This is a genomic window from Dyella choica (genome assembly GCF_003977665.1).
Taxonomy (GTDB): Bacteria; Pseudomonadota; Gammaproteobacteria; order Xanthomonadales; family Rhodanobacteraceae; genus Dyella_B; species Dyella_B choica.
On record NZ_RYYV01000002.1, the window covers coordinates 1 to 22,391 of the forward strand.

The 22,391-nt window shown below is 58.3% G+C and carries 17 protein-coding genes and 2 pseudogenes; 2 read left to right on the forward strand and 17 right to left on the reverse strand.

Annotated elements, in window-relative coordinates; genetic code table 11:
• Window positions 1–477 precede the first annotated feature (477 nt).
• The 3 genes from EKH80_RS02780 to EKH80_RS02790 are packed head-to-tail and all read right to left on the reverse strand — an operon-like array spanning window position 478 to window position 5,273.
• Complete coding sequence (locus EKH80_RS02780; RefSeq protein WP_158628718.1) at window positions 478–2,403, reverse strand: UvrD-helicase domain-containing protein; 1,926 nt, start codon at window positions 2,401–2,403, stop codon at window positions 478–480.
• Window positions 2,400–4,313, reverse strand: coding sequence for an ATP-dependent nuclease (locus EKH80_RS02785; protein ID WP_126683216.1), 1,914 nt, complete (start codon window positions 4,311–4,313; stop codon window positions 2,400–2,402). Before EKH80_RS02785 ends, EKH80_RS02780 begins: the two co-directional genes overlap by 4 nt.
• 36 nt (window positions 4,314–4,349) lie before the next feature.
• A complete protein-coding gene (locus EKH80_RS02790; protein ID WP_126683217.1) occupies window positions 4,350–5,273 on the reverse strand; it encodes a DUF4238 domain-containing protein in 924 nt (307 codons plus the stop codon).
• 379 nt (window positions 5,274–5,652) lie between these two features.
• On the opposite strand from EKH80_RS02790, the gene EKH80_RS02795 reads away from it, so the two are divergent.
• Entirely contained in the window at window positions 5,653–6,525 is an 873-nt protein-coding gene (locus EKH80_RS02795; protein ID WP_126683218.1) for a hypothetical protein, read from the forward strand.
• Between the two features lie 282 nt (window positions 6,526–6,807).
• Here EKH80_RS02795 and EKH80_RS02800 read toward each other — a convergent pair.
• Window positions 6,808–7,838, reverse strand: a pseudogene (locus EKH80_RS02800) (site-specific integrase).
• A gap of 709 nt (window positions 7,839–8,547) precedes the next feature.
• Here EKH80_RS02800 and EKH80_RS02805 point away from each other — a divergent pair.
• Entirely contained in the window at window positions 8,548–11,022 is a 2,475-nt protein-coding gene (locus EKH80_RS02805; RefSeq protein WP_126683219.1) for a hypothetical protein, read from the forward strand.
• 511 nt (window positions 11,023–11,533) lie between these two features.
• Here the strand turns inward: EKH80_RS02805 and EKH80_RS02810 are convergent.
• From EKH80_RS02810 to EKH80_RS02875, 13 genes and pseudogenes are all read right to left on the reverse strand, one after another.
• The gene (locus tag EKH80_RS02810) at window positions 11,534–11,989 is read right to left on the reverse strand and encodes a hypothetical protein (protein WP_126683220.1); all 456 of its coding nucleotides are present in this window, start codon (window positions 11,987–11,989) and stop codon (window positions 11,534–11,536) included.
• 56 nt (window positions 11,990–12,045) lie between these two features.
• A complete protein-coding gene (locus EKH80_RS02815) occupies window positions 12,046–13,116 on the reverse strand; it encodes a hypothetical protein (RefSeq protein ID WP_126683221.1) in 1,071 nt (356 codons plus the stop codon).
• A gap of 91 nt (window positions 13,117–13,207) precedes the next feature.
• Window positions 13,208–14,095, reverse strand: a complete 888-nt coding sequence (locus EKH80_RS02820) for a DUF6710 family protein (protein ID WP_126683222.1) — start codon at window positions 14,093–14,095, stop codon at window positions 13,208–13,210.
• Window positions 14,096–14,180: 85 nt separating this feature from the next.
• A pseudogene (locus tag EKH80_RS02825) lies at window positions 14,181–14,303 on the reverse strand (IS3-like element ISPsy37 family transposase); the annotation flags it as partial.
• 6 nt (window positions 14,304–14,309) lie between these two features.
• Window positions 14,310–14,810, reverse strand: coding sequence for a hypothetical protein (locus tag EKH80_RS02830; protein ID WP_126683223.1), 501 nt, complete (start codon window positions 14,808–14,810; stop codon window positions 14,310–14,312).
• A 1,139-nt stretch (window positions 14,811–15,949) separates the two neighbouring features.
• Window positions 15,950–16,312 carry a hypothetical protein gene (locus EKH80_RS02835; protein WP_126683224.1) on the reverse strand — a complete coding sequence of 121 codons (363 nt, stop codon included), beginning with the start codon at window positions 16,310–16,312 and terminating at the stop codon, window positions 15,950–15,952.
• A gap of 336 nt (window positions 16,313–16,648) precedes the next feature.
• Window positions 16,649–16,927, reverse strand: coding sequence for a hypothetical protein (locus EKH80_RS02840; protein ID WP_126683225.1), 279 nt, complete (start codon window positions 16,925–16,927; stop codon window positions 16,649–16,651).
• An 86-nt stretch (window positions 16,928–17,013) separates the two neighbouring features.
• On the reverse strand, window positions 17,014–18,207 hold the full coding sequence (locus EKH80_RS02845; RefSeq protein WP_126683226.1) for a zonular occludens toxin domain-containing protein: 1,194 nt from the start codon (window positions 18,205–18,207) through the stop codon (window positions 17,014–17,016).
• Between the two features lie 10 nt (window positions 18,208–18,217).
• A complete protein-coding gene (locus tag EKH80_RS02850; protein ID WP_126683227.1) occupies window positions 18,218–18,508 on the reverse strand; it encodes a DUF2523 family protein in 291 nt (96 codons plus the stop codon).
• Window positions 18,508–19,944 carry a hypothetical protein gene (locus EKH80_RS02855; protein ID WP_126683228.1) on the reverse strand — a complete coding sequence of 479 codons (1,437 nt, stop codon included), beginning with the start codon at window positions 19,942–19,944 and terminating at the stop codon, window positions 18,508–18,510. The genes EKH80_RS02850 and EKH80_RS02855 overlap by 1 nt, the downstream gene beginning before the upstream one ends.
• 113 nt (window positions 19,945–20,057) lie before the next feature.
• Window positions 20,058–20,282 carry a major capsid protein gene (locus EKH80_RS02860; RefSeq protein ID WP_230473380.1) on the reverse strand — a complete coding sequence of 75 codons (225 nt, stop codon included), beginning with the start codon at window positions 20,280–20,282 and terminating at the stop codon, window positions 20,058–20,060.
• 386 nt (window positions 20,283–20,668) lie between these two features.
• Window positions 20,669–20,959 (reverse strand): single-stranded DNA-binding protein, encoded by a 291-nt coding sequence (locus EKH80_RS02870; protein WP_126683230.1) that lies wholly within the window; start codon window positions 20,957–20,959, stop codon window positions 20,669–20,671.
• Complete coding sequence (locus tag EKH80_RS02875; RefSeq protein WP_126683231.1) at window positions 20,947–22,053, reverse strand: replication initiation factor domain-containing protein; 1,107 nt, start codon at window positions 22,051–22,053, stop codon at window positions 20,947–20,949. Before EKH80_RS02875 ends, EKH80_RS02870 begins: the two co-directional genes overlap by 13 nt.
• Window positions 22,054–22,391 lie beyond the last annotated feature (338 nt).

The following is a 22,391-nucleotide window of genomic DNA, read 5'->3' on the forward strand; positions in this document are numbered from 1 at the left end:
CTGTCCAGCGTTTAATCTCTTCGTCCATCGTCGTGCTCATCGGTGTCTCCTAAGTGAAGATTACACCTGAGCAGAAAATCACTGGGTCATTACATCCAAGGTTACTTTGACCCATCCGCGTTTCCCAGGCCAATGCTCGATAGACAATCCGAGCTGTTACGGCGCCTGTGAATTCGCTTGGGACCCTGAAGCATCCTCGTACTTTCGAGTCCTGTGGAAGTAGAGGTGGTTGTTGATGCCATGGATGTGGTCGGAAGCGAGCGCCGAGATGGAGGTTGTCAAACGAATTGAGTGTTGGTTTTGGCACTGATCAAAGTCCGCCCGTGCTGACTCAAGCGAGATGACAAACGGCCGATAGTCCTGATACGCGCTAATTCCCCATGACTTCATGAAAAGGCCACCAAGGGCCAAAGTTCAGCTGTCCGGCCTGCGGCACGAGGGGAGGGGCTGGATGCCGCAAACGTCGTTTGCACCCATCTATTCAACGACGACAACGTCCCAGCCCCCATCGCGGAGGGTGGTTTCGCCATCCCCATCCAGCCGTCCGCGATTTACCGCGACGCAGAGGAAGTCAGTCGGACGGGACAGGCCCACATACACATGGCGACGCTGAAGTGGGATCGTAGCCGGTAGCCTGCCCTTTGCCCGCGGCTGCCCTGCCAACAGAGGCACCACATCCGGGATGTCGAAGCGGCGCGACAGTCCGTAAGACTCCAGATACAGCGTTGCCAGGTGCGTCTCCCCCTTGGTCATGGCCACCGTGTCGACATCGACCGTCACGCTCCGCTCGCCAACGGTCACATGGCACAAGCCACCGTGGCGCGCCTCGGCGTCCGCCTCCTCAGCCGGTGACGCAAAGAACTCAAGGGCGGCAAACCGTGGGCGCGTCATGCCAGGAAAGAGGAGAGGTTCGACGGCCGTATACAACATGTCGACGAGGGTGCTCCGGCCCAACGCTGTGGCCGACGCCTCTTTATCCATCGCCATCAGCCGGCAGACCTTACGGAGCAGTGTCAGGTCAAAGTCCTCCCTCGCGCGCAGCCCCCGGAACAGCTGCCAAGGCTCCCGCACGTTGACCGCTGCGGGAGAGTCCGCCTCCCGCAGGGCAACGAGCACCATCCGGCGTGCCCGTTCCGCCCGTGGACCGAGATTGGTGGGCACGGCGCCGATGCCCGGACCCTCCCCAAGCATGGTCCACGCGTTGGCCTGTTTGGGTGGAGCATCGGCGGGCGGCGTCGCCAGTGGGGGCCAGAAGTCCCCTACGTGTCGGCCGGGCGCCTGGTTCGCCATACCCGTGCGGCGTGCGCAGACGGCCCGCACCCGCTGGCCCGCAGCAAGTGTTGCGGCATCAAACCGGGCAAGGACGAGTTCTCCGAAGAAGGGAATGACCCGCGAGATTCTTGCCGTGTCATAGACAAGCACCGTCGGTCGGTGGGGCGAGACGGGGCCCTTGCCAACCACGGCAGGACCGTCCTCCCGTATGCGGGAGACCATCTCGGCAATTGCGGGACCAAACCGCCGGCTCGTGCTCATTGTGAGAAAGGGCTCACGGGGAAAGTCGAAGTGTCCGTCCCCGCCTCCGTCAAAAATCCGCTGGTTGCTGTCACCGAAGCGCTGCATGACCACCCTCTCGCCGAACGCGCTTCTGATGAGTGCGGCCTGGCGCGGGGAGGTGTCTTGCATCTCGTCGAGCATCACCAAGGGAAAGCGCGCTGCAAGGATTGACGGTAAGCGCTTTTGGTCGACGAGGACGTCTTCTGCGATGGCCAGCATATCGTCGTGGCGGAACACGCCCTCGTTCGACAGTCGCGCTTTGAGCCGACGCAGGAAATCTCCAACGGGCCCGCCTTCCTTCGGCAGCTCGCCGCTTTTGGAGACAATAGCAAGCCCGGGCCCCGCAAAGGAGAGCGTAGCGACAAGGGCTGCGCGCCGCTCCGGGGACTGCTCCATCCAAAAGCGCGTCTTGCTGTGGCTTCGTGCGGCCCGGAGGGCTTTAGCGGCAAAGACGTCGTCGTCGACGCAATCAACCTGCACGCCTGCACTCCGGAGGCGGGGCAGGGCGAGGAACTGGTTGGCAAAAGCATGGATGGTGCCGATGAAGTGCGGATGTGACAGCAGCCGCAATCCTTCGGGGGTCTTGCCCACGCGCTCCCGGATTTCCCGTGCTGCCGTGTTCGTGTGGCTGATGACACACAGGCCCGAACGTTCGGACGTCCAGCGGCGCGCAAGAAGATAGAGCTTGGCGGCGAGAATCGTCGTCTTGCCACTGCCCGGTGCTGCCTGGATATCCCGGTTGCCGGACTCCAGCAGCACCGCTCGGCATTCGGCGTTGTCAAACTCAAGGCCCGGGAAAGCGGCCCCGAGTGCGAGGAGCTCTTCCTCGGTCAAGTGCGGGGCAGTCACGGCGCCTTGTCTCCGAACGGCCCGGTCAGGTGGATGAGCGCGTCTTGCAGGTATGGGGGGAGCGCATTGAAGAGAGCAACGCCCTGCCCGTACTTGCCCGATTCAAGCAGTGCAGCGGCGAACTGAGCGGTCACCGCCTTCGAGGCTTTCTTGGCAAACAGCGGCCGGTAAATCTGGCAAGCCCGCGCTTCCCTGGTCTGGTCCGACGCTTCGATTCCCTCCCAGCTTTTCTCGAGTTCAACCACGCCGGCTTCGACCTCATCTGCTGCGAGATGCCCGTCGTTCGCCTTTGCCTGCACGGCAAGACCGACCGCCACGTGCATGAGCTTCGCGCAGTCCGAATGGGCCATATCGTACTCGAGGGTCCAGTGACCTGACACGCACACCTTCGTGCTACCACCCTCGGCGCGCATGGTCCGGCTCTCGCGCCGCTTTGTGAGGTCGTCCTTGGAAAAATCGGCGAGGAACTTCTTTTTCTTCTTCTTCGGCACATACGTCGCCTCATTGGGCACGACGTCCAAGTCCGTGATGCACGCAACCGGGAGGGGCAGGGACACACCGTCCTTGCGCTGGAGAATGCGGGCGTAGTGATACAGGCCAACATCACCGACATTGACCACCGAGACGCCGTGTTTGGAAAAATCGCGTCCGCATGCCCTGGCGATGGCCGGCAGGAGCAGCGCCTCACCCGGCCCCTCGACGATGGCAACACCGCGGGCAAAGAACAAGTTGGCGCGGGACGACTCGAGAAAGCGGCGGAGATAGGCGTAATCGGCCGCCTCCAGGGCTGTGGTCTCCTGGTCTAGCCGAAAGGTGCGTCCGCCGACGACCAGTGTCATCGACTCGATGGGCGCCCCGGCTACAAGGGACGGACTGTGGGTCGTCATCACCACCTGCACGGCGTTGCCTCCGTCTGTCGCCGACCCGTCGAGGAGCGCCATCACACGGTCCTGGAGCTGAGGGTGGAGGTGTGCCTCGGGCTCTTCAATGAGGAGCAGGGCAAGCTCATCGTTGTCACGCAAGAGCACGAGTTCCGTGGCCATGAAGAGCACGTTGTTGTAACCGAGCCCGCGCGGCCGGCGCACATCGGGATGGTCACCGGGCGGCAGGAGGGAGAGTTCGAACCGTTCGAGAATCGGGGTCAGGGCGAGCTCGGTGGCAAGTCGGATGCTCGCCGCGAGTGTGTCGCCCGCAAACGCAAATTTGTCGAGATACCCGGAGTTGATGCTCTTCTCGACCTCCGAGATGACCTTGTGCCCGCTCATACGGTGCTGGGCAGCCGCCATGATGCCAACGAGCGTCTGTGGAACAGCGTCGGGCTGGTCCTTGTTGAAGTCGCTTTCTTTCTGGCCGGCCGTCAAGGGGTGGGCGGCGAGGATTTGCGACAGCCGCGATGCGCGTCCGGGACGCAGCTCGTTTTCGGCATCTCGCAGGGGGCGAAGGTAGGTGGCGCGAATCATCTCGCGGACGGTCGATGCGAGCTCCGGCCCGCTGCCATTGGCCCCGGAGCGCGCCTCGGTTTCGACTCTTCCGCGTCGCTTGGGTGTGGGCGGTACCCAGCGCGCGGAGACGGTCAGATGCAGGCTACTCGTGCCATCGGTCTCCAGGGTCAGCCAATCGAGCAGCGCAGCTTCCTGTGTTTCATTCAGGCCCCTGAGCACCCCGCTGATGGAGAGCGTCGCAACCCGCTGCCCGTCCTGGACATGAAAATCCTGCTCGGTCAGACGGGTCGCTTCAAAACTAGTGGTCCAAAGGAGATGGCGAATGGCGTCGACGATGGCGGTCTTTCCCGCATCGTTTTCGCCAACAAGGATGTTCATCCCTGGATTGAGCGTCCAGTCGAGTCCCGGTGCCGCATTGCCGTCCCCGAAAATGCGGAAATTCGTTGCCTTGATGGAAGTCAGGTGCATGCGGGGCCCGTGTTTCAGTCTGTGGTAAAAGGGGATTCAGGAAGTCTGTGTGGCAAGGCCGACGACGCCTTCGATGCCGGCAAAGTCACCTGACGCGGCGGCATAGACCTGCTCCAGGGCCTGGCGTGCCATCTGGTCGTTATAGTCGGCGACCGTGGTTGCCGGCATCTCCGATTCATCTGGCGGCTCGCGCGAGACAACGATGGCAATGGACGGCGACAGTGGCCAGTAAAAGTCGAGCGACTCGACCATGGCGCCAGGTGGGGAGTGGGAGGCGTGAACGTTGATGACCGGCTGGTCGGCCGTGACGAGGCGGCTAGTTGTGTTGTTGCGAACCACAAACAGACCGTAACCCATCTTGACGACACTGGCAGCAAGCTGGGCTGCGACGATGTGGCAGAGCACGTTCCAGATGCCTTCCGGGTTGTGCGAAGTCATTTGCGCCGGTCCGGAGAAGGCCATCTCGCGCATGCGGCGCGTGCGCGTGTATTGCACGCAAAGAAAGTGCAAAAAGCGGGTCCTGTCGCGCACGTTGCGAAAAAACGATGTGTCCCCAGCGAGCAAGGCTGCAAGGTACGGTTCCCCGGCCGCCTCGACGACGCCCTGAACCGCCTTTTCCTCGAGGTCAATGGCCGCTTCGCTGATACTCTTTTCCAGGGCGGCGGGGTCAGCGCCGCGCGCAAGGAGCCGGAGTTTGATTGCAAAGAGTTCATTGAACTCGCCAATCAGTGGCAGCGCGTAGGAACGGACGTCGGGTGCCAGGTGTGCGCAAAGACTCCGCAGCCATGCGATGTCATCCAGCGTCATCTCGCGAATTTCATAAAAATTCCGCTGCTGGCCGATTCCCATGAGGTTGGGGCGGAAGACTTTCCCCTCGCGGAGGCACCAGATGAGCTCGTTGTCGGCCCACGCCCGCAGGTAACGCCGCCAAACGAAATGCTGGGCACGCGTGATGTTCATCGGGGCGGGGTTGTGGCAGAACCGCACCACCGGGCTGCGTTGGGCATGGCCATCTTCCTTGTGGGTCGCGCTCGCATGATAAGACGACGCTGCTCGTCCACGGCAAGGCACGTGCGGCTAACGGAAGTGTCCTGTCTTGGATCGATTTTTTAAATGAACGCGAGGAGCCAGCGTATGCTTCGTCGGCGGGGGCACTCGGGCCGTGGAACGGCGAGGCCCCCATTTTCCTGCCCCAGATGTAGTCAGACACCATGCCATGAGAAGTCCTCGCGCCAGATTACGGTGGCAAGACCCCAAGGTTGCGTCGCGTCGTCGCAACTGGCTCGGTTACGAAGTCATCATTTTCAGCGAATTGGGGCTGTACCCCGAGGGGACCCACTTGGTCCCTGACGGCTTGTTCCACGCGGATGAGCAAATTGCGTTTGGCGTGGTCCGGGGCAGTTCGTGGGATCGCCTCGACCCCGATTTGCCCTTGACTGAGTTGCGGGGGTTGTCACCGGACCAACTCAGGCTTGTCGCCGCCCTGATGCTTTGCGAAGTGCGCAATGGCGCCCGGCTGATGTTTTATCCGGCAACTGAGTACGCGTTTCGGCTCGACGCCCGGCGACTCCGTCTCGACTCGCAAGCAACCATCGCTGAGATTCGCGCGCTGGTGCTTGAGCGGTGCGCCGAGGAAGCGGCAAAAGAGGAGCGGTTTCGCAGATTCAAGAGTCCCGTGGGGACTTATCAATTGTGGAACCGTTCCGAGTTTGCCCTGGAGCGACTGCCGGAGTTCTTCGAGGCTCTGAACCCAGTCGATTACGTGGTTTATCGAGGAATGCATGCCCTGATGAAGGCCGACATGCTGTCACGCTACCGGGAGTTCTGGGAAGAGGCGACGACAGCGTGCTATGTGGCACTGGACGCATCGTTCTCGGTCGTCCAAGAGCGTCTACGCGAGGAAGGAGTCGCACAGCCGTCGTCGGTGCTGGCGCAGCGGTGGGTCCATCAACACTTCAACGCGGCGTTCGGGCTACCGGAGCCGGGACCCACCGATAAGTATTTCGGTGAGATGTACGAGCAGCGCATCATGACGCTGCATCCCAAGAGCCGCCTTGGCGAATCGCCCGTCGCACCGTTGATGTACGAAGACTACATGTTCATGCGTCGTGACCTCCGGGAGATGTTCGCCTACCTCCTCACCGGCCGCCATGGCGATGACTATCAGCGGGACCTTGATGTGCACCTGGGTGTTCGCAGACCTTCTGCGTGAGGGCGCGACAGGGGCGCACCTGGCGCTTTGAGGCCGTCGGATTTGGAGGGCAATGGCCGGTGGATTGCACCGCCCTCGGACGCTCGCCTTGGCGACGACCAGCGACGCAATGCGACACCGAAGAGAGGGTCATGTCCTGCGTCGCCTGACCAGGCTCTGAAACCCCATAGACAGAGCCTCTGAGCTCACTACGATACCGGGGCACATTCCCATACACACTATTTGTGTCTGAAGCGTTGGGGGAAGGTAGGGAGATCGCCTCCCACTCTCTCTGTCTATTATTTAGTCGTCCTCCAGAAGGCGAGCGGCAGGATTATCCGCCGCACTGCCTGCTTGGAAATAGCCGATTACACTCGATACGGCACGGTGCTCGGTCATCGCCATGATCGCCGGCAATGCCACGCCTTGGCTGCTCGCCTCCGTCACAAAGCCCGAGCGCAGGCAATGTCCACCGAAATCCCCCGCCAGGCCCGCCAACTTGGCGCGTCGCTGCACGATCTCACCCACCGCGGCTGGCGACAGAGCAGGACCCACGCGCTGCTTCCACAGCCGCCGAAACATCGCCCCTTCGGTGATGCCGGCGGCGGCCAGCCAGGCCTCCAGCGCCTGAGCCGCGCGATCAAGCACTGGTTTGTCCGGCGTCGACGACGCCGTGACGCCGGTTTGTTGGGTCTTGCTGTGCTCCAGGCGATAGATAAAGCCCTGCGGGCCGATCCGACGCAGGTCGCGCAGGTCAGCAGCGGCCACTTCGCTGCGTCGCCGCCCGCCACTGGCAAAGCCGAAGCAGAGTAGGGCGCGGTCACGCAGGCCTTCCAATCTGTCGTCGCAGGTGGCCAGCATCGCCTCCAGCTCAGCGAGGGTGATGGCGGTCTTCTTGCGCGGCCGCTCGCCGCGCTTGACCGCGGCGCGAGCGGCTCAACTCAGCACGGTCCGAATGGCTGGCTGTTCCCACGGATTGGTGACGTGCTTGAGTCGGTGCGCCGTGGACAGCACGGCGACCCGATGCCGGACCGTCGCTAGTGTCCACGGACCGGGCTTGGCCTTGGGGCCGGACGCCACCAGGGCCCGATCGACGACTGCCGGCAACTCCCAAGCCAGCTCACGTCGGCCGAGCGTCGCACCACGTGATCGACCACGAACTGCAGCACGGTGGCTTCGGGCACCGGCAGCGTCAGCTCGATGCCGTAGCGCGCCGCGTGCCAGCCGGCCCAGTAGCGCAGCGCGCTGGCGTAGCTGCGCGTGGTGTTGGCGGCGGCCGCCTCGGCGAGCAGTTCGCGCGCGAGGGCCAAACGGGGACATCCAAGATTTCGCATGCCCTGAATCATTGCTAGCCCCATCATTGCCGTGTGTGGCAATCACCCTTCAGGCTGGCGGGCTTCATCCAACGCAGGGCAAGCGCCAAGTGATTGGCGGTCGGCATCCCCGCTGACGCATGCAGGCAATGGAGGAGGGAGGTGACGGCTGTGGCAGCGGCCAGTGGGCGTCAGTGATGGTCAGCCGACAAATTGAGATGCACGACGAATTTCATCGCCCAGGCATGACACCATCTAGGCACGCGGAAGGGTAGCCGGCATGCAAGGTCGCTATAGGGATAGGCCGCGCAGGCTCTCGAACGGCCGATCGCCTGGAAGGTGCCTTCTGTATCGACATTGTAGATACAATTGAGCTTTCGCCTATTTCTGCATTTCGGCCGGGGCTATAGAGCTGGCATCCGCGCCGGGCAGGCTTCGGCGGAGATGGCCCACGCCAGGGAAGAGGGAGGCTCAACCCAGTCTATGGTGGCGCGGAATACGGCTCCGGCAGACAATCTGGCGCCTCGCTGGCCCGCTTCCGGTTTTTGCGCGCTTCGGATGGGTGAGACTCTGAACTCGCAACCGTCGAGCAAAGGCGTTGAAAACGCCTACTCAGTGAAATCATAAAAACATGAGTCGTCCACAACAGTCGCGCGTAGCACGTAATCGTGAATTGAGTGCGTCAGAGGCAATCGCAGGCCGACACGGGCGACTTCGTGTTCGCGCAAGCATGCCTTTGGTCTTTAAAGCAAAGGAAAGAGTGGAATTCGAATGTATGGACTGCAGGACGGGTTCCGACGGTCAGTGGCGCATGCAGTTTCACAACGTTCTGATGGGCGTCGGTTGCCCGATTTGCAAAGTGCTTGACCCAATAAAAGTGCGCTTTCAAAAACAGTTCCCCAATTATCGTTTGGTACCCATCGTGGCGAAGACGGGAAAACCCGATGTCTCAACAATACGCTATCAGGTATTGCCACGTCAGTGGCGATTACCCGAGGACTTTGGTTGGACTCCGACCCCGCTTACGCATGCTTCGGTCAGGGAGTTTTTGGCAAAGCGACGTCTTCCGGGTAACGAGGGGCTTCAAACCTATGAGCAGTTTTTGAAAGTATTGCAAGTGTATCGTCGGAGCTTCCCAGAGGGCGTGCTTCGCTATGCGGGAAAGTCGAAGTCTGGCAGTACATCCCCTGGACCTTTCTATGCTGTGGAGACAGGATCACGATCGCTTCGGGCGGCCTTGAAATTTGACGCCATCGCAGCCGAAGGATTGCTGAAACACTGTAAGCAGGAGGGCAAGGACCGCAAACTCAAGCGGCTACTTGAAAAGGAAGCGAAGCAACATGGTGCAAAGATACTCGGCTACGGGCATCGACCGTCAGGGGGCTTTGAGATCCAATATGTGAGCCGCACGGGCTTTCAGGGCTGTGACACGCAGTGGCGCGCAAGAGAGAAATTCTGGGGGCAATCGGGTTTCCGCCGTGGCGAAACGCTGGCATTGGTCGTATTGGCGGAACTCTTCCCCTCGAGCGACTGGCGGCGGAATACGCGGCCCGATTTTCTCCTGAAAGCGAACGGCCATCGGCTAGAACTTGATGGCTATAGTCCATCACACAAGTTAGCGCTCGAATACCAAGGCAATCATCATTACAAGCCTCGTACGCTCAGCCAAGACGATCAAGCGAAGCACGAACGGGTCCTGACCCACGACAAGCTCAAGGCGGCGCTGTGCAAGACCGCTGGAGTATCACTCGTGGTGATTCCTGACGCACCGCTGGACCCGGTGAAATTTCTTGAGAACGTCGTATCCGAACTAACAAGGCTGGGCATAAGGGGATACAAATCACGTCCTTCGATCGATGCAATCCGAAGGCGATGGAGAACGATTTGCAAGAACCCACTGGCTCCTTTTCAGCAACAAGTCGTCCAGCGACTGGGGAACCACAAATTGTTGACGCCCGAACCGTCGTCTTTAGGTAAGGCGTCGATTATTCGGTATCAGTGCGGCCACTGTGGTCAAAAAAACGAAGCAATTGCCCACGGTTTCACAAGCGGGGCGCCGCGCCGTTACTGCCCACAATGCAAAGGCCGGGCTTCAGGCATGAAACGGCTCGCGGCGACTCTGCACCGATGGGAAAAACTGGGGATACCGCGCGCGTTTCTTGATCAACTGCAACCGAAAACGAATGCTGCGAAGACACAGTTCGTATATCAGTGTCCGAAGGGCCATGAAACGAGAGTTCATGATGTCGAGCATGCGCGACGTCACATTCGCGAAGGCCGATTTGAGTGCCCCGCATGCATGTCAGAAGAAGTTGGAGTCGATGTGCGACACGTTGCCAGCTTCGAGCAATATCGAGCAAGGATGCGTGCTTGCCTAGAGATTCTTCGTTTGACGCCTGCCACCTCATTTTCTTATGACGCAAAGGGCGAACTGCGTGTCGAAGTCCGGTGTCCCCACGGCCACCGGTTTTCCGTCAGTCGCCGCGAAGTCGGGTTAATGGCGAGAAACGAATGCCTGAATGACTTGAATATTGTCCCATCGGCGTGCCCGGCGTGCTGCTATCCAGGCGTGAAGCAGAACGAAAGCGGGTTATTGCGGGGCACAGTGTTTCACCGTCTTTTCGTCCTTCGAGGTATGTATCCTGATGCTCAATACGTCCATGGCTTCGATCCGACCTCGATCGGAGAAGAGGAGTACACGTGTGGCCAAAGGCACGCTGATGGAACTCCGCACCCCGTGATACGGGTTTCGTTCCGCAATTTGCAAAAGCACGCGAAACGGTACCCAAGGACCCATTTGTGCGCCTCCTGTGGGTTAGAACATGGCCAGGTGGTTGGTGGGGGCAAAACCCTCGAAGAACTCATTGCCTTAATGAAGGTGATGCGCGACGAGATCGGTCGTAGAGTCACTTTGCCGAAAAGGATGAAGATACCGACCGTCGAGGTGATATCTGGGGAAAAAATTGACGACACGGGCCGGGTGAGCACCACGAAAACACGGTTGCGATTCTGGTGTGGCATAACCGACCACCCGGCCATTACCGCCACCAAGGATTACTATTTCAATCGAGCTGGCACGCGAGGCTACGGATTTTGCCCTGGCTGCGTAAGGCTTGTCGGTGCCAATAAGGCGCCATTGCCATCCGGCAGTATGCTCCTCGGGGCGCTACGAGTTTGCAAACTGCGCAGTGGCGCCGGATCTTGAGTAGGCGCGCTCGAATAGGTGGTAAAGATAGTTGAAGCGAGGAGGGGGATGCACGCCTTTTAAGGTTCGGCATAGACAGCACCAGGAAGCAATACAACGCGTATGACGGGCCTATCGACGCCACGTGATTGCTGATGCCGACTGTATGCGGATGACCGATATCCGTTGATCGGTGTCGCAGGCCCATTAAATTTGTCACAAGCTTAAGGATGTTTAAATTCAATATGATATGAAAGTCATTTGGAGTGCCTTGTTAGGTAACCGCGAAATTTATGACATGGTTAACGAGCAAAATTCGAAATTACGACACGGTTACCGGAACCCAGTGTTCGCTTTCGATTGCGGTTTCAGCCTGTCGATGCAACACATTGCTGAAAACGTTTGACCATCTTTTCATGAGGACCAATTTGGCTCCGCGCCTCGAATTTGGTGACATTCAAAGGCCCCGATCCGAATAGGCGTTTGCCCGGTCAGGGTCAATTGCTCACGCGAGAATATCTGCGTATGGCGGTCAAAGCCCAAAATGTTTTGCCACCACGCTAGCCAGCCCGCTGGCGATCCTGCCACCCCACCTCTTCAATCGAGCGGTATTTTCAGACTCTACGTAACCTTGCGCGAAATACAACGTTGCGCCGGTTTTGAACTGAAAATGTTCGGCGAGATGATCACGTTCCGATCTGAAAGTGTCAGAAGGTAAGCCAGCACTTCGAAGTTCGATATAACGCAGGACCGCTTGGCTCGCAAATATCGTTGCAGAGACTTCTGTTCGACGTTCTGGATTGCCCTGCCAATAAACGGTCAGCCAGCCGTCATCGTCGAGCGGATCCATATTTGGATCGACAATAGGCGCAACCAGAGTGCCATCGAGCATCGACAGTGCACAGGTTTGACCGTCGACTGCAGCGTGGGTGTAAAGCGGCATAAGGTTGGCGATGAAGCCCACGATGTCTTGAGATTTTTTGCTCATAACAAGTCCAATGATCGAACACATTCAGTTGCAGCCAAGTTTTCAAAAAAAAGAGCTTATTCCGGCGGCACAGATTCGCGCCAACGCATTCCGTGTAGAAACGTATTTCGCTCCTCTGAGGTAGTTAGCGGGACTTGTGCGAAGTGGGTATGGGTCATTGATTTGATTAGCTGTTTGGCTTCCTCGGATTTCTCTGATGCGCGAGCCAAGTCAATCCCTGCCGGAAACATGTCTTCAGCGCGAGAAGCGGGGCGTGATGGTGACCACAAGCGTGATCCTAAGTTGGCCGTAGACAATTCCGCAATTAGCCCAGTTAGACCTTGACGCTCCAATCCCCGAAGAAGCTTTATCCGTTTGTTCCGAGCAAAATCTGTTCGGGTGAAGGTGTCGTTATAAATCGGGTCAAAGTGACGGATAAGGGCTGCCTCGGCAAGCTCCACTCTTTGTCGACGATCGAACGTGGCGTTGCTCATGTTTTGCCAGTGTTGAAGCTCTTCGCTCACACCACTGGTCGGCTCCAAAGTGAGGTCGCCGCCGGTACTCATGTACTTACGGTGATGCTCAAACCGGAACATCAAGAGAAGTATTTCGCTGGCCGGCGTGAAAGCTAGCGTTTCCGAAAGAATGCGTTGAAGTGTTGCATGATTTGCTAAACGGTCGATCGCAATTCTTGGGTTTTTGCGTCCCTGTCCAATACCTACGTAAAGAACTTCCAAGTCCCTGGCATCTCCCAAAACGCTTTCCGCTGTCGCAGCTAATACGTGAGAAGGTGTAAAAATGCGGTGCCCATTGGAGTCAATTAACAAGATGGAGCTTCCGATCTCGTCAACGGCCACGTCGACAATCCCTTTTGGTAAAGGATATCGAAAGGAAATGGACTCCCAGGCTTGCGATCGCTGCATTAAGAAAGAACCAGAAAGCGTGTTCGCTTCAATATGCATGGACATCGGATTGGGGCTAACGAAGATGCGAGGGCGACGAGTAATTAAATAAAGGTTGCATAGCGCAAATGCTTCACGAATGTCCGGCCTATGTTTCACCATATACAGCTCGGCGGGTGAAAGCATGTTGGCTTCACTGGAGAAAAGATGCAGGCTTCCTTCTAATGCAAACTTTCGCGTATCCATTGGACGCTCTTACCTTCGGATGGTGCATTGAATATATAAGGTCTACATGTCTCATAAGGTGAGATCGAACCTCAGTCTGGTGACGGTTTTTCTAGGGCCCACTCATTCTCAATAGATCGATGGCTGAGTCAATATCAGCGCCTGATTGAGAACTCTTCACTACGTTAACTGCGCGCATTGCGGCAGGGGCTTGAATGCCGTGCTCACGCATCAGTCGACCAATTTCGAAAGTCGCCCCGAGTCGCCAACTTGATGCCGGCCCGAGTGTTTTGGCTGTCTTTAGATCTGCGAATTGGCGCCCGTCGTAGCGAACCTCATCGAAGAGGTAGCTTAAGTCGTACACGCTGGACGGTGAGATTTCTCCCTCACCCGACAAAATACCCGCGGCGATGGAATGGTTACCACCAGCAACGAAACCAATACCCCAAGGTAGCCATAACTCCACTCGGTGGTTGTAATCCTGTGTCCACGGCCCCTGATATGGGCGCATATAATCGTTGCAGCCAGGAATTTCTTTTTCACTACCAATGGTCGCAAGCGCTGCGTTGTAGCGGCTTGTACTCCAAGGCCATGGAAGAAGGATGTCGCGACTCAGCTGTATTTTAAAGGCGTCAGGTTGTAGGTGTGGAGCTCGATATTGACCGTGCTCAAAGAAATATGGGCGCAATCCTGATCCAAAGAATTCAAGGGAATCAATATTGGGGTACGGATCCTGGCCAAGCTCTGCGACACCTAGCAGATACTCAGCTTGCATCGGACGCAAGAGAGCCCTAACTAAGCTCGGGAGACCGCGTGGGTTGATTTCGGCGATACCCTTCGCGGTCTCCATGATTTGCAGGAACTGCGTTTCAGCAGTCGGCCTGGCTCGCGCACGCCGATCAGCGCTGAACTTGGCCCCAAGCTTTCCCAACCAGCTTTCCCATGCTGGTTTTTGAGAAAGGGGCGGAATTCCGACGGCATCGCGTTGTTTTTCCTTCATACGCTTTGATATCGGCTGGGGTGAGCGTTTCTTGAGCGTGATAAATGTCCTAATTTTTGCTTTATCCGGGCACGGCCCCGTGTTCCTCGATGGCGTATTGGCTGCCACGGTCCGAATGCACGATGAGCCCCGGCGGCGGCTGGCGCGTGGCTGTGGTCACCTGCAAAGCGCTGCAGACCAGCTCGGCGAGCATGTCCGGTGCCATCGCCAAGAGTTAAGCTTTTTTCAGGACGACATGGCCTTTGCGCCGAAGATAGCCGACTCGAGTGTACCCGGCTTTCAGAATGATCATTATTTCCTTGAAGGTGGTATTTGTCTTGCCCCGATACATTTTTTGAAAAGCTTCAGGATTGCAATCTTTGCCATCAAATAGCTGCAATGCTTCCGAAGCTTTGTCATGAAAAACGTGACATAGGGACGGCGGGGAGGGTCCGGTCACCACGCCTTCAATCCATCTCAGATTGGCTTGCTCGTCATAACCATTGCGGGTGACCACGAGATGATGCGCATAACATATGGGAAGTCGCTGGGTTGGGTTGCCAACTTCATCGACATCGTCATCATCGTAAACATGTGCGCAAGTGTGGCTTACCCACTTCACGCCCTGCAGCAGCGAATTGTCATGTGCATTATCGCTACCGACGGCTAGCCGGCTTCCGTCAATCCAGAAGCTGACATTCGAGTTTGCTATGTAAGTCTCGAGTGGTGTTGGCATCGCGTCAGTCCTCCATAAACTCCGACCGCCATCCGGCCGTTACGATGAAAGTGCATCGACTTCCCCCTGCCTCCAAGCACACACGCGCAATCCCATGAATGGCACCGAATGATGATCATCGTTGCTCGTGTTGGAGCAAAAACTCTGCGTGTGCGTGAGTGATGCGGAGTGCGTGTACATGCCTTATTTCACGACGTATAGGCTGCATTGACATTTGTGATGATTTTGTGAGGACGCTAGCCAAGCGAGCACGCCGGTTTGGTGTTTAAGGTATTCGGTCCGCACTATGCTCGAATGGCGCAAAAGGGGACGGCTGAGTCAAAAGTCGCATCATGAAGGGGCGCGAATCATTACAGCGCCGAACGGCAGGCGAGGGGATCGCGGGGGAGGCAATGGCGAAGGACCTCTGGACTACCTAAGGGGGCGTACAGCGCGGCAACGCCAGCGACCTGGCCGCGTGCTACGCCATTCTGGATGATCGTCCACGACCGAATTTTGCCCACCGGGTGGACAAGGCCGCATAGGTCATTAGGGGCGCAGACTAGGTGCAGCCTCGGGTCGAACCCTGTGGCTATCTAAGGCGAACTAGTTAGATAACGTTTTTACTTGCCCGGACGTAACAGAAATACTGGTTTCGACTGCCGGAAACAGCTCCAAGAAATGAAGATCCATGCGGTCCGCATGCAATTCGATAGATGACCGAATAAGCGGACATGACACGATTAGCAGGTCAGGCGACAGAATTAGCGGGACTGCGACAGATCGGGATCGGGGCTCCGCATCGGAATCATCCTGAATTGCGCATAATGTATATTATGTCAAATTACGGATGGGCACTAATCGCGGCTGGCACGTGGGTTGCTTCACGGATCTTCCGATCGCATGGAGCTGCTTTGTGTCACGGAAACGCCACCGCCTGAGCTGGACCTACGACGACGCCCGCCAGGAGTTCCACACCCCCTCTGGCCGCGTCGTCACCCTGCAAGAAATTGCCACCGTCCTCTACGACCACGCTCAGGCCTGCCGGATCGACTTCGCAGGACCATGGACCGGCTGGCGTATGCGCGGCACCAGGCTGTACCCACCGGGATCGACAGCCGCCCTCAAGCCGGACACAGCACGGGCTTTCCTTCGCTGGATCAGCGTAGAGGCTGATCAGCCAATCTCCCCGAGCAATGAATCGGCTGAGCAAGCGTCCCCAGCTGGGTATACGAGCTACCCTCAATCTGCACAACAGCACCATCTACGCAGCGCTGATTCAACGCCAGACGTCGCCGTTCTTGCTGCCACTGTTGATAAGCTGCTTGCCGCTGTGCAGACACTTGCGCATCCTGTCGGCCCTGATAGACCACCTGCTGAGCATTCTGACGAAACGTGTCAAGCGCCTGCTGCGCCTGGCCAACATCTCGAGCACGGGAAAACTCGTTGTAGGCGATGTAGCCACCGATCAAGATCACGGCTGCGGCGACAACAGCGAACGCCAGCTTAGTGGAGCCGTCCATAGATTCCCCTGTCAGAAACGCCAGTCAGCTACGGCGCGACCAACGACGAAAATCCCAATCCAAGAGACGGGCAATAAGCCCCGCATCAGAGCGGGCCAGCCTGCGAACAAGACGAGAAAAGAAGCCCATGACACCTCCCTTTGCTCCCCTGAGCATAGAACACGGGGCTGAAAGTTCCCAGAGCAAGAGGTTTACCGAGGAGTACCCGGCCAAGGGTCGGAGGTGAACCCGCGCGCCTGGCTCAGGAGAGCCAGGTAGACGCAATACGGCCACACCGACAGCAAAAAGGCGCTTCCGGAGGGGTAAACCCCTCCACCCCATAGGTTTCGTGACGAATCACGAATTACTGTAACGCTCCCGCACCACGTCAGCAATACTCAGAACCGCTTGCCGACGCCCTTCCGTCATCGCCAAGCGCAACGCGTCAACCAAGGCCGCATCCGACAAATCCCGATACTCAGACTTGCCACGAGCAACCACCGCAGACCTGCGACGGCTGGCCCGATACTTGGCGGCGCGCTCCGCATCCGACATCGCGAACTTGCCCACGGCCGGCCGACCCGGCTTGCGCTTAAGCGACATCTCAATGGTTCCGGGGTCTTTTTCGTCACGCATCACGATATCTCCGATAGTGGAGATATATTATTGTGACGCGTCACAAAATACAAATGGCGATACGGAATATGTGACGCGTCACGAAATCATGGCTTATGCGGTGCATACACTGGCCGAGCCTCCAGTTCTGGCGGCACATATGCGGACTGGATAGGCGAAGCCTTCCACGCCTCTGACGCCAACGCGCCATCATCCAAGGGCGCGGCCTCAGCGTGGCCGGCGGGCGGCGAAGCCGCTTCCCGGCGGCCACGCTGATCCGCGTCATCCTGTTTCTCACGCGAACCAGCGTCGGCCGGCGCGGGTGGAATGAACGGGTTATAGACGCCGTTCTGAACGACCAACCGGCATTGCTTGAGCGGCAGATCGTAACGAGTGCCCTGCTCCGTATTGCACGTACAGCGGCCATCATCCACCGCAACACAATACAGCCGTGGCTGCGCCTGGACTTCCAACTTATCGAACATGGGTGCCGTCCACGGCAACCCCGATACCCTAGGCGTCATCCATTTGACGACATCGGTGTGCCGAAGCAGATCTGCCTGCGGCGACGCAGACCGCGCCTCGGTCGAAGAAGCCGCAACAGACCCGCCTGCACTCGAAACAGCCTTGATGTTCGCAGCGCGCATATGTTGCACAATCACGAAAGCAGCGGCAGCTGCAGCCAAACCTCCGACCACGATGAGCGGAAGCAAATAAACCCGCAGCGGGACACGACGTTTCATCGTGTGCAACTGACTGGACTTGTACAGCTCAAAAACTTGCTTCGGCAGCACCGCAACATCCTGAACGGCCTGCTTCAACTCTTTCCGATTGTACGGATCATCGATGCAGCGCCCCCAAGTAAATCGCTGAATCACCTGGGTGCCAAACTTACGGACCGTGTGCACGTGCTTGTCGACCAAACGACGAACGTAGGCACTCATGTTGGCCGGATCTTGCGTCGTCAACAAAAAATCCATGCCATAGTGCCGAACCTTAGTAATTTTCTGCACCCACGCAGCAGGCAAGCCACGGTCCTTAGGCATCAAAGAAATAGGCTGCTCAGGATTGGAGCCATTTTCCTGGCACTCGTCAATACAGATAATCGAACCAGGAGGAAGCTCCCACCACTTATGAAGCATCTCTTCCGTGAGCGGGATAGCTAGGCCTTCCTTAAGCCCATTGATACCAAACGCAAAAATCGGCCGACCCGGCTCGGCCTCCAACAAGCGCACAATTTCCGCAACAAGCTGCGCAGTCTTGCCCGCACCAGGCAGACCCGTAAACAACGCTATAGGCATGACGCCCCCCCTACGAAGATTGCTTTGACTTCATCGCTAGATGGACGCGTGCGGAGTCAACGACACGACGACCAGCCCAGGCGCTGAGGTAAATCGTGATGGCCTTATCGACACCGAAAAAGCCGATCCATCCACCCATACCGCTAGAAGCCAAATACTGCGCAATCTGCGTGTGATCGATGATGCCGGAGAAGGCTTTCTGCGCGACGAAACCGATTCCCAGCGACACCAACGCAGACAGGGCAAACTGCCCTACCACGCTGAGCAACATCTCGCCGATCCAGGCCACGAAAACAGGCATCAGAATGCACTCCCCGCAGTGACGCACGCCGCGCGATACAGCGCGAAGCCGACCACAAGGCCATAGATCCACGGCCCGATGGGACAAATCAGCGAGAAAGGAACAGTGAAACTTCCAAACTTGCCAATCGAAACCTGCAGGTCCTGCGCCGGACACTGTGTCCCGTAGCCAAATCCGCCGGAGTCATACGAGCCATTGTTCGCCTGGTCGCCGACCGTATTGCCGTTCGAAGGCTGGACAGTCACGTCCGACTGCGAATACTTAGACAGGTCCTGCTGAAACGTCGACGGGCCAGAATCATCACCCACCATATACTTCTGCTGATTGCACATGGCGTACCACTCTTGACGCCCCACACCGCACATCACCGCGTCACCGGAACATGCGGGCGGCGAGTTGCAATCCGAGCCACCGCCATAGCTGCCGCCATTCCCCGTGCTACTGGACGACGCAGGCGACGACTTAGACCCCGACGAGTTCGACGCCGGCAAAGAAGAATTCGTAGAGCCGCTCGACACCGAACCGCCAGGAGAATTGTAGGTATTGACCGTAACGCCGGACGTCGCACCGGTCGAAATGTTCGACTGAGTGTACTTGTCGCTAGAACCAATCTGCGTCGACGGGTCTGTGATCTGATTCTGCGTAGGGTTAGGTAGCGGCGCCGAAGGGGAGCCGGCGCACAACGTTCCGCCACCACTCGACACGCAACCGCCCTGCGACGACTCCGCAGTATGCGCTGGAATACAAAATTGTCCGCCGCCGCTCACACCGCAAAACTGATCCGTATTCGGGTCATAGCAACTTCCACCACCGCAGATAGTCGGCGACGGGCCATTCGACGTCGTAGGCTGCTGCGACAAAGGATTGCCGTTCGGATCATTCATCTGCGGCGACGTAGGCCCACCTGACGGCCCCGTGTCACCAAGATCACCCGTGTAAGTGATCGTTGCATGAATATGATAATGACCATACGCGTCAGCAATACCAGACGCACCGCTCCACTGGATGGTATAGGGACACCACACCTTGCCACCCGAATTGGGATCCGTCACCAATGTCTGACCAGTCGTCCCCAATTGCTCACCTGGAAAATAATAGGTATCGATGCTGGAATTAGCCAACATCGAACACGGATTCACAGGCGAGCCCGTGTAGTCAGTGCAACCGCCTAGCCACGGATAGCCCTGACCTGCCAAGCCGTACGGGAAACAATATGCGGGATTGCCACTCACCGGGTTCGTACTCTGCTTGCAAGGCTGCGTCTGAAAGGATGAACCCCACGTCGCTTGATCCTGCGCAAGAATCGCCTGACAAGACTGATACGCCTGACCAGCAGTTACCGCCGCACGGACGGGCGATGACGCAAAAAACATCCCAACGACAAACACGAGCAGAGCAACAGTCAGTCGTCGCGCGATGGCACAAACAGTATCCATGCAGCACCCAGCAGGCCGATCAACTCAAACCACCCGACGTAATCCGATATCGACATACGCCACCCAGGAAAGAGAAAGCGCAGGGGAGGCACACGCCTCCCCCGGCCCATGGATCAGATAGCGCTCTTGACCCACTTGTACACGCGCGCACCCACCGTCATGGCAAGCCACGCCACACCGATGGTGGCGATCGCCGCAGCCGCTGCAGTCAACGCAGCCGTCACCGACGAAACATCGACACCACCAGTGCCCTGTGCGAACGCGGCAGACGACACCATGCCGACACTCACCAGACCAACACCCGCGATCTTCTTCAGCTTGAACTTCATGTCACGCATATCACGACCCTCTACTTGCTGCTGACGCGATTGCCCTAAACGAATAAGCGGTGGCCCACGTCAGCAAAATAGCCACGCCTATCGCTGCGCCGCCCACGGCGTCCAGCGGGGGGAGCATCGACGGCTGCGCAACCCAATAGGGCGCAGAACAATGACCCGTCGTTGCATCAACATTCGCGGGGTCGCACGCCAAATACACCGTGCCTGTCATGACTTACGCCTCCGCAGAAATCGAATCCAAACGAACAACCACCACAGCGCGATAAGCGCGCACGCCGCAACCAACTCGCTCTTCGACACACACCAGTAATGCTCAAATACCAAACCAGCCGGCCCTGGCCGACGAAACGGAATGCAGAACAACCAGGGCCGGCTCCACCAATGCATCAGGCAACCTTACCGGGCGCCACGGCCACCACCGGCTTCACCGGCTTCAACTTGATATAACGCGACAGCTCCAGGTCACCGAAGCGACCTAGGGAGAAGCAACTCGGATCGATCTCGTAATCGCCCATCGGATAGACGGACCCAGTACCGAGACCGATGCGAAACGGCAGGCCGTAGCCGTCTCCCTGATCAAGCACCGCACGCTGCTCGCGCAGAATCTGCTGCGCACCGTTCCTGTCCTTGTACTGACGCTCTTGCACAACCGTGTCTTTGATAATCACGCGGGACATAGCTCTTGCCTCACCATTTCGTAGAGTTGATTCGCTGCACCCAATGTCTTGAAACGCGAGGGCAGCGATTCCCGCGTCACGTTCTGGCGCAAGAAACCCTCGGCCTGATCGCCGAGAGCGCGCAATATCAATCCAAGCGAAGGCCCGCACTGTGTGCGCAGCCACTTCACGCAAGCCGACGCAGTCGCCTCCACCTTGGCCTTGACCACCGTCAGCTTGTTGGCGACATCCTGCAGCCCAATGCGAGCGCACAACGCGTCCAGGAACGCATGCGCGCCACGGAAATAGCGCAACGGATGAAGCAACATATCGAGAGGAAGGCCACGACGCGCACGCGGGTTATCCGCGAATTCCTCGCCCACGTGCTTGCCGTAGAACCGCTGCTCGATTCTCAGCCAGGGCGACGACTCGTCTTTGAGCTGCTTGCCCTTTTCGTAGATGCACAATTCCTTGTGCCCTTTCTTGCCGACGTACAAGGTGCAACCAGTGCCGTGGCCATGGTCATCCAAGAAACGAGTCTTAGGCGGGCGCCCTGCCCCATTGAACAGACCCTCGCTCGCGCGCCGCGCGGTGTCGCGCAGATCAAGACTAATTCCACCGAAATCGTCCAGCGCCAGGTCACAGCGGCTCACGCGCGCGGCGAGAATTTCAAGCTGGAAGTGCACATGCTCCCAGCGCCTGATCCACCGGCAGCCCTCGCCACTCACCTCCACCAACATCGTGCCTGCGTTACCACCGAACGCCACACGCCCTACGAGCGCGCCCTCGCGATCCAAGATCAAGCACGAGTTGTCGTAGCGATACAGCTTGCGGCCAGTCGGCCGCGAAACGCGAAGCATCGCCTCGCTGCCGAAAATGAAGGTCCCAATGTCATCCGTGCTCGTGATCGAGCACTCTTCAAGACGGGCCATCGGGAAAGTGACCGTCAGGTAGTCGATGCCGAGGGCAAATCCGGTCACCCCACCCTTTTGGCCCCTGTTAGCGTCAGGGCCAACCACCGCTCCGGACCTTTTCCCCGCCCCGACCGGTGTAAAGCCATTTTTCAATGACTTAGCAGAGAACGGGAACGCCTCAGCGGGGCGACGGCGGCTCATTCGCCACCCCGACTAAACCAGCCCCACATCACCACCAAGCACCACGCCAAGAAGACATAGGCGGCATAGACAAAAATCCAGCTCACAGGAGCCCCCGCATGACCTGCTCGGCCGTCTCAGCGTGCCTACCTGCGCGACGCTCAGCGTCAGCGGCCAGCTCCGATTCGCCCAGGAGTCGGAAAATCGACGCGAAACGCAGTTCGGTCTCGCAGGCCTCCGCGCACCGCGTAACGGCCTCGAACTGGAAGCCGGTCATATCTGCGCACCTTGCCGATTGCCCTGCTCCGCAACAACGCGGGCAACAGCAAAGACACCATCTGCAGCCGCATCACCCCCGT